The following is an 8,449-nucleotide window of genomic DNA, read 5'->3' as shown; positions in this document are numbered from 1 at the left end:
CGCGAGCAAGCTCGCTCCTACAGTTCCTTAACTGACTCGGATTAGTGCTTGCACGTGATGGCATCTTTTCAGTCAACATAGACAGATCGTTGCCGCGCAGCGCGTTGGAACGATCTGTCAGTTTTGTTGTGTGGCACATCACCGGTAACTTCTCTCCATTGGTCACCTGGCACCCTTAGCGCTATCGTCCCCCGCAGCCTGACTCAATGGATTGAGGTAACTGCGCCATGGAAGGACCGATACACACCTGCAAGGCAACCCCGGCCGACGCCGGCATCATCAGCCGCATCATCGAGCGATCCATCCGCGTCGGTTGCGCGCTCGACCATCGCAACCATCCGCAAACCGTTGCCGCCTGGATCCACAACAAAACCGCAGAACACATCCAGTCCTGGCTCAGCGATTCACGCTTGTACCTGAACCTCGCGCTGTTGCAGGACAAACCCGTCGGGGTTGCCATGGCTGCGATCAACGGCAAGGTGGCGTTCTGTTACGTGCAACCGGAATGGTTCCGTCGAGGCGCCGGCCAGGCGTTGGTGCATGACCTCGAAGATTGGTTATGTGTTCAGGGCTTGCTCAAGGCACGACTCAACAGCACTCGAACCGGCGAAGCGTTTTACCGGCATCTGGGGTATCAGCCTTGCGCCCAGGCCTTCATGGTCGCGGGACTGCATGCCATCCCCATGCACAAAGACCTCCAACTTCCTGCATATAAAGCTGATCGCGGGTGTAAATCCTCGGCGTGCTGATGCGTTTCCAGAACAGGAAAGCGCACCTGCCCGGTGTGCAGTTTTGGTCACTATCCACAGCGTATTGAGGGGTCGAGAGATGTCAGTCGCTACCAGCCTTATCGAAGAGCCGTCGGCCCGGGTCGCCCCGACACCTGCCGAGACGCTTTATCAGTTCAACGAATCGCCGTTGCTGGCCCGTCAGAGCCAGCAGGAATCCAACGCCCGCAGCTACCCGCGACGCATTCCCCTGGCACTCAAGCGCGCCAAGGGCATTTTTGTGGAAGACGTCGAAGGCCGCACCTTCATCGATTGCCTGGCCGGCGCCGGTACCCTGGCGCTGGGGCACAATCACCCAGTGGTGATCGACGCGATCCAGCAAGTGCTGACGGATGAATTGCCGCTGCACACCCTGGACCTGACCACACCGGTCAAGGATCAGTTCGTTCAGGACCTGTTTGCCTTGCTGCCGCCAGATTTGGCCGCGCAAGCGAAAATTCAATTCTGCGGCCCCACCGGCACCGACGCTGTGGAAGCCGCGCTGAAACTGGTGCGCACGGCTACGGGTCGCAGCACCGTGTTGTCGTTTCAGGGTGGTTACCACGGCATGAGCCAAGGGGCATTGAGCCTGATGGGCAGCCTGGGGCCGAAGAAACCCTTGGGCGCCTTGCTCAGCAGCGGCGTGCAGTTCATGCCATACCCTTACCAATACCGTTGCCCGTTCGGATTGGGTGGCGCGCAGGGGATCAAGGCCAATCTCAACTACCTCGAAAACCTGTTGAGCGACCCCGAAGCCGGCGTGCAATTGCCTGCCGCGGTGATCGTTGAAGTGGTGCAGGGCGAGGGCGGGGTGATTCCGGCCGATCTGGACTGGCTGCGGGGTTTGCGCCGGATCACCGAAAAGGCTGGCGTCGCGCTGATCGTCGACGAGATCCAGAGCGGTTTTGCTCGCACCGGCAAGATGTTCGCCTTCGAACATGCCGCAATCATTCCCGATGTCGTGGTGATGTCCAAGGCCATTGGCGGCAGCCTGCCGCTGGCGGTCGTGGTGTACCGCGACTGGCTCGACACCTGGCTGCCGGGTGCCCATGCCGGAACCTTTCGTGGCAACCAGATGGCGATGGCTGCTGGTTCAGCCGTCATGCGTTATCTGGTCGAGCACAAGGTTTGCGAGCACGCCGCCGCCATGGGCGAACGCTTGAGCGAACACCTGCGCATCCTGCAACGGGACTTCCCGCAGTTGGGCGATATTCGCGGTCGTGGCTTGATGCTGGGCGTCGAACTGGTCGACCCGAGTGGCCCGCTGGACACACTCGGTCATCCACCGGCATTTGCGCGACTGGCGCCGCTGGTTCAGCGCGAATGCCTGAAACGTGGCTTGATCCTGGAGCTGGGCGGCCGTCACGGCGCCGTGGTGCGTTTCCTGCCACCCCTGGTGATTACCGCAGCCGAAATAGACCGGGTCGCCGAGATTTTCGGCAGGGCTTTGCTTGCGGCGACTGCCAGCCTCTAAATTTTCCAGGCCCTGGTACGTTCCTTCTACATACCGGCTGCACGCGGCGTGCAGCCCACCCTACAGCGATGGAGAGACAGCATGACGTCAGTATTCGACCGCGAGGACATCCTCTTTCAGGTCGTGGTCAACCACGAAGAGCAATACTCGATCTGGCCCGATTACAAAGCCGTGCCACAAGGCTGGCGTACCGTGGGCAAAAGCGGGCTGAAAAAGGAATGCCTGGCTTACATTGAAGAGACCTGGACCGATATGCGTCCACTGAGCCTGCGACAGAAAATGGACGAGCAGGCGGCTGTGGCTCACTGAGATGCTTGTGCAAAAAAAGCCCGCTGGACCGGTAACGGTCAGCGGGCTTTTTTATGGTTTCGTCAGGATCGACGCATTCCTTCTGTAGGAGCTGCCGCAGGCTGCGATCTTTTGATCTTTGCCTTTTAAAATCAAAAGATCGCAGCCTCGTTGCACTCGACAGCTCCTACAGGGGAGCGCTCCAACCCGATAGCAGCGCGAACTGCTCTGTCTCTGGCTCTGGCTCTGGCTCTGGCTTGTGATCTTGCTTTGGCTTTTGATCTTGATCTTGATCTGCGCCGTCGGAAGGCCGAGTGGAGGTGTTCATCCGGGGGTTAGGCGCGCAGCGCCGTGCGGCGAAGCCGCACACATCGAGAGGAGGTGCAGCGCAGCAAACCGGAGGCGATGCCCCCGGATGGACACCGGAGCGAGGGAATGCCGAGCCCAGGCGAGGCACCGTACGTCAGGTGATAAAAGCGCTTGGTTACTTGGCGCTTTTCCAAGTAACCCGCCGTAAGGGCGGAACCAAAAGCAGCCGTTACCGCAGCAACGGATATGTAAACAATCAAAAATCACCGCCCAACACCCAAACATCGCGAGCCGGCTCCACCACAAGGATGAAAATGCAAAAAAGCCGAAGCATGAGCTCCGGCTTTTATCGTTAACAGCTACCTGTCACGCAACAACCTGATAACACGGCACATACGCCGCGCCACCCGGCAGTTTCATCCGGTGCTGGGCGACGAAGGCTTTGAGCAGTTGATCCAGCGGTTGCATGATCTCTGCATCACCACGGATCTGGTAAGGGCCGTGCTTTTCGATAAGGCGGATGCCCTTGTCCTTGACGTTGCCGGCAACGATACCGGAAAACGCCCGACGCAGATTGGCGGCCAGTTCGTGGGCTGGCAGGTCGCGGCTCAGCTTCAGGTTGGCCATGTTTTCGTGGGTCGGGTCGAACGGGCGCTGGAAGCCTTCGTCGATTTTCAGCAGCCAGTTGAAGTGGAACGCATCGGCGCGCTCACGGCGGAACTGTTTGACGGCCTTGAGGCCCTGGCTCATCTGCCGGGCGACTTCGGCCGGGTTGTCAATGATGATCTGGTAATGCTGCTTGGCGGCTTCGCCAAGGGTGGCGCCGACGAAGGCGTCGAGTTGTTCCAGATACGGCGCTGCATGTTTGGGGCCGGTGAGGATGACCGGGAAGGGCAGGCCCGCGTTGCCCGGGTGCATCAGGATGCCGAGCAGGTAGAGGAATTCTTCAGCCGTACCGGCGCCGCCCGGGAAGATGATGATGCCGTGGCCGACGCGGACGAAGGCTTCAAGGCGTTTCTCGATGTCCGGCAGGATCACCAGTTCGTTGACGATCGGGTTCGGCGCCTCGGCAGCGATGATGCCGGGTTCGGTGAGGCCCAGGTAACGTCCGCCATGGATGCGCTGTTTGGCGTGGGCGATGGTGGCGCCTTTCATCGGGCCTTTCATCACGCCGGGGCCGCAGCCGGTGCACACGTCGAGGCTACGCAGGCCCAGTTCATGGCCGACTTTCTTGGTGTATTTGTATTCTTCGGTGTTGATCGAGTGGCCGCCCCAGCACACCACGATCTTCGGCTCCACGCCGGGGCGCAGGGTGCGGGCGTTGCGCAGCAGGTGGAAGACGTAGTCGCTGATGCCTTGGGAGGTGCTGAGGTCGATGCGTTGGCTGTCGAGTTCGTTTTCGGTGTAGACGATATCGCGAAGGGCACTGAACAGCATTTCACGGGTACTGGCGATCATTTCGCCGTCGACGAAGGCGTCGGCCGGGGCGTTCAGCAGTTCCAGGCGTACGCCGCGGTCTTGTTGGTGAATACGGATTTCGAAGCTCTTGTAGGCTTCGAGGATGGTTTTGGCGTTATCGACGTGGGCGCCGGTGTTGAGGATGGCCAGGGCGCATTGGCGGAAGATGTCGTAGGTACTGCCGGATCCGGCTTCGCTCAGTTGCTGGACTTCCCGTTGAGAGAGTGTTTCCAGGCTGCCTTTCGGGCTGACCGAAGCGTTGATTACTTGTCGTTGGGTCATTCAATGATCCTTAAAACGATGTCATTCCTACAGAAACAACGGATGGCATCCGAATAGTGTGTATCCATGAAAGAAGATGGCACGAACTGCGTTGTCTCGCCATGTCCCCGTTTGACGATGAAAAGATGAAAAGGAGCCCCAGCATAGCTAAATCCCGCGCAGAGGCGATAATGGCGCGCAGTCTTTTTTATCCTCCGAACCTTTTTAGCATTCAAGCCAGGGAAGCCCCACACAATGTTCGAAATCCAGCCGATGAACGCCCAAATCTACCGGCAACAGACACGGCGCAGCACGCTGGTGATTGCCTTGGTCTTCGTGGCGCTGGCGATGGGGCTGTCCACGGCGGCGGTGGCATTGTTCGGCGAGCCTGGCGCAGACAACCTGCGGTTCAATATCGGCGGTGTGTTCGCCGCTGTGTTGCTGATGGCGGCGCTGATGCGCAAAGTGTTCTGGACCCAGGAATGGATGGCGCCAGCGGTCTATAGTTGGCAACTCAAGCGCAGCCTGATGAGTATCACCAATGTCATGCACCACGTGACCGCTGCCGTGGACGCCGGTGATCCGACTGCCATGAAGCTGCTACGGTTCTATCATTTGGGGTTGAGCCAAATGCATCAACTGGATGGGAACTCCAGCGACCATGGTCAATTGAGCAGGGAAATGGACCAGCACAAAGCGCGAATGGAAACGCTGGGGCTGGATACCGACCAGACTCGACTGAACCCGGCGTGGCTGGAGGAAGTGAAACAAGCATCGCGCTGATTGCTCTGATTGCCGATCAGGCCTGTTGATAAACAAAAGCGAGCGGGAAGCTTCGACTTACCAGACTCAGGGAGTGAGCGACATGGGGCATCCATCCATTTACGATCGAATTGAAAAAAGCCGTCCAGGCATCGCGCCGCTCAAGTCTCGCTCTGTGGTGACACTTCTGATTGCGGTGTGCCTGTCGATGGCGGTGATTGTCACCTGGCAAGCCTGGAGTTCTCGCCAGTACCGTCTGCATGATAAGGATGTGACGTTGTCCAACCTTTCGCAGACCTTGGCTTCCCAGGCGCAAGCTTCGATCAAGCAAGCGGATACGCTGCTGCTTACCCTGGTTGACCGCCTCGAAAATGATGGCATCGACCCAGGCCGGCTCAATCGCCTGCAACGCCTGCTCAGCGTCCAGCGCGGTGAGTTGAGCCAGCTTCATGGCCTGTTCGTCTATGACGAAACCGGCCAATGGGTTGCCAATTCCAACGGCGCCGAAGTCGCCGTCGCCAACAATGCCGACCGTGAATATTTCATCTTCCATCGCGACCATCCTGATCGCGGTCCGCACATTGGCCCGTCGATCAAGAGCCGTTCGAGCGGTGAGTGGATCATGACCGTGTCGCGCCGGGTCAATCATGCCGATGGCAGTTTTGCCGGCGTGGCGCTGGCCACGATCTATCTGACGCACTTCCTGCAGCTCTATGACAGCATCGACATGGGCAACAATGGTGTCATCAGCCTGATCGCCGACGATGCACGCATTATCGTGCGTCGACCGTTCCACGAAACGGACATCGGCGCCAGCCTGGCCCAGAGCCCGCTGTTCACCCGTTTGCTGCCCGAAAACAGCTTCGGGACGGCCACCATCAAATCGGTGATCGACGGTGTGGAACGGGTGGTGGGTTACCGACGTGTCGAGGGTTACCCGCTGATTGTGTTCGCCGCGCTGGAGAAGCAGGAAGTGCTTGCAAGCTGGCGAAAGGAATCGATGCTCAGTGCGCTCATCGTTGCGTTGCTGCTCGGATTTCTCGGCGTATTGGGTTACCGCCTGATCAAGTTGATGAAGCAGCAAGACCGCATTCAGGTCGAGTTGCTGGGTGCCCAGGACAAGCTGCTTGAGGTCAATCGCAATCTGGAACTGCTCGCACTGGAAGACGCGCTCACCGGGTTGGCCAACCGGCGTCAGTTCGACTTGTTCATCCAGGCCGAAGCGGGTCGTGCCCGGCGCAATGTGACCGCTCTATCGCTGCTGATGATCGATGCCGACTATTTCAAAGCGTTCAACGACCAGTACGGCCATCTGGCGGGCGACGAGTGCTTGCGCAAGATCAGCGCAATCATTGTCGACAACATCAATCGCCCCGGCGATCTGGCCGCGCGTTTTGGTGGTGAAGAGTTTGCCGTGGTGTTGCCCGGCACCGATTACGTGGGCGCATTCCTGGTGGCGGAAAAAATCCGTCGCGCGGTGCAAGAGGCTGGCTTGCTGCACAGTGCAAGTCCCGAAGGCGTGGTGACGGTCAGCGTGGGTGTCTGCGGCTACGACCCGGCGGCGCAGACCTCTACCGAGGACTTGATCGGTGCCGCCGACAAAGCGTTGTATGTGGCCAAGGCCAGCGGTCGCAATATGAGCGTCATTGCCAACTGACGTTATCTCCGTCGCCCTTTCCTTTGCCTGATCACCCGAAGATAGACCAGCACGTTCACCAGCAGCACCACGCCGGCCAGCCATAGCTGAATGTCAGGCGTCAGCCCGGCCGGGTAGATGATCGGCCACACGTAATGTTCGATGAAACCACCGCCATAGCCCGTTTCCCCGGCGGCGTGGCGCATCAGGTTTTCCCAATGCGTCAGCGGGCAAGGCAGGTGGAACATCTCCACCGCCACACCCCAGGCGGCAGCAGGCAGGTGCCACCCGATCAGGCGGCGCCATTTGAGCACCAGCAGCCCGCCGAACAATACGAACACAATGAACGCCAGGTGAAACAGCACCAGCCCATCAGCGGCGATTCGGTAGAGCATGTTGATTCCCGCAGGCGTCAGGCGATCGTTTCATGGTACTCGGGTGCTCTATCGCTTGTTCAATGCATCGAGTACCGCCTTCAGGCGCGTGACCATGGCCTCGCTGCTGCGTTGCATCGGCGCGCGCAGTTCATCACCGATCAAGCCTTCGAGGGCCAGGGCGGTTTTCACCGGGGCGGGATTGGGTTCGATAAACAGGCTTTGAATCAGCGGCAGCAGTTCAAAAAAGGTTGCACGCCCATCCGCCAACTGGTTGTCGCGGATCTGTTGATACAGCCTCACAAAGCGCTCGGCATGCACATGGGCCGACGCCGCAATCGCGCCTTTTGCACCCAGGCACAAGGCGCTGAAAATCTGGTTGTCTTCACCACACAGCACATCGACTTTTCCCGAGTTCAGTAGCGCCAGGGTGTTGGTCAGGTTGCCGCCGCAGTCCTTGATCGCGACGATTCGCTCGTGGTCGACGATGTTGAGCAGGGTCGCCTGTTCGAAGGCCACGCCGGTGCGATAGGGGATGTCGTAAAGAATCAGCGGCACGCTGGAGGCATCGGCGACGGTCTTGAAAAACGCTTCAAGCCCAGCCTGGGAGGGACGAATGTAATACGGTGCAGGCACCAGCAAACCCGCTACGGGACGCTTGAGGATTTCACTCTGAAATTGCAGCAACTCAGCCAGGTTGTTGCCCGCCAGACCCATGACGACGCGGTGCGCCGGCACCAGCTCCAGCACGGCATCGAGCACTGCAAGTTGCTCGTACTTGCCCATGGCGGCCGGCTCCCCGGTGGTGCCACAGACAATCAGGCCGTCGACACCTTTTTCCAGCAGGTGGCTGACCAAGCGCCGCAACCCGACGAAATCGATGGCGCCGTTGTGGAACGGCGTGACCAGCGGAACCCAGATACCTTGGAACAATGACATGCGTTTTCTCCTGATGATCGACCGATTTCGTCACCGTCAGGAGCGTAGAAGGAGGTAAGCAAGGGGAGGGTGGTCCGTCGCGCTCAATGTCCTGTCAGCTCATCTGACGGGACAGCGCGCCCCGGTCACATGAGCGACTGTTTCTTCGATTTGAGGGCGTGCGCAACGCAACCTTGCGCCT

8 protein-coding genes are annotated in these 8,449 nt (G+C 59.3%); 5 read left to right on the top strand and 3 right to left on the bottom strand.

All coding sequences use genetic code 11. From position 1 onward, the window contains the following. The first annotated feature begins 227 nt into the window (after nucleotides 1-227). From ACRESJ_RS12670 to ACRESJ_RS12660, 3 genes are all read left to right on the top strand, one after another. Nucleotides 228-749 carry a GNAT family N-acetyltransferase gene (locus tag ACRESJ_RS12670; protein ID WP_431758198.1) on the top strand — a complete coding sequence of 174 codons (522 nt, stop codon included), beginning with the start codon at nucleotides 228-230 and terminating at the stop codon, nucleotides 747-749. A gap of 79 nt (nucleotides 750-828) precedes the next feature. Next, nucleotides 829-2,241, top strand: a complete 1,413-nt coding sequence (locus ACRESJ_RS12665; RefSeq protein ID WP_431758197.1) for an aspartate aminotransferase family protein — start codon at nucleotides 829-831, stop codon at nucleotides 2,239-2,241. Between the two features lie 81 nt (nucleotides 2,242-2,322). Next, nucleotides 2,323-2,550, top strand: a complete 228-nt coding sequence (locus ACRESJ_RS12660) for an MbtH family protein (RefSeq protein ID WP_057713869.1) — start codon at nucleotides 2,323-2,325, stop codon at nucleotides 2,548-2,550. A 654-nt stretch (nucleotides 2,551-3,204) separates the two neighbouring features. On the opposite strand, the gene ppnN is transcribed toward ACRESJ_RS12660, so the two are convergent. Next, complete coding sequence (gene ppnN, locus ACRESJ_RS12655; protein ID WP_431758196.1) at nucleotides 3,205-4,578, bottom strand: nucleotide 5'-monophosphate nucleosidase PpnN; 1,374 nt, start codon at nucleotides 4,576-4,578, stop codon at nucleotides 3,205-3,207. A 234-nt stretch (nucleotides 4,579-4,812) separates the two neighbouring features. On the opposite strand from ppnN, the gene ACRESJ_RS12650 reads away from it, so the two are divergent. Both ACRESJ_RS12650 and ACRESJ_RS12645 read left to right on the top strand, forming a co-directional pair. Then, nucleotides 4,813-5,340, top strand: coding sequence for a DUF3087 domain-containing protein (locus ACRESJ_RS12650; protein WP_431758195.1), 528 nt, complete (start codon nucleotides 4,813-4,815; stop codon nucleotides 5,338-5,340). 82 nt (nucleotides 5,341-5,422) lie between these two features. Further along, entirely contained in the window at nucleotides 5,423-6,976 is a 1,554-nt protein-coding gene (locus ACRESJ_RS12645; RefSeq protein ID WP_431758194.1) for a sensor domain-containing diguanylate cyclase, read from the top strand. 2 nt (nucleotides 6,977-6,978) lie between these two features. Here the strand turns inward: ACRESJ_RS12645 and ACRESJ_RS12640 are convergent, their stop codons facing one another. Further along, nucleotides 6,979-7,350 carry a DUF2784 domain-containing protein gene (locus ACRESJ_RS12640; RefSeq protein ID WP_431758193.1) on the bottom strand — a complete coding sequence of 124 codons (372 nt, stop codon included), beginning with the start codon at nucleotides 7,348-7,350 and terminating at the stop codon, nucleotides 6,979-6,981. Nucleotides 7,351-7,398: 48 nt separating this feature from the next. Next, nucleotides 7,399-8,268: a 4-hydroxy-tetrahydrodipicolinate synthase gene (dapA, locus tag ACRESJ_RS12635; protein ID WP_431758192.1), complete on the bottom strand. Its 870-nt coding sequence runs from the start codon at nucleotides 8,266-8,268 to the stop codon at nucleotides 7,399-7,401. Nucleotides 8,269-8,449 lie beyond the last annotated feature (181 nt).

This window comes from Pseudomonas sp. (assembly GCF_050739655.1).
Classification (GTDB): Bacteria; Pseudomonadota; Gammaproteobacteria; order Pseudomonadales; family Pseudomonadaceae; genus Aquipseudomonas.
The sequence above is the reverse complement of the archived record's forward strand: the minus strand, read 5'-3'. Positions and strand labels throughout refer to the sequence as shown.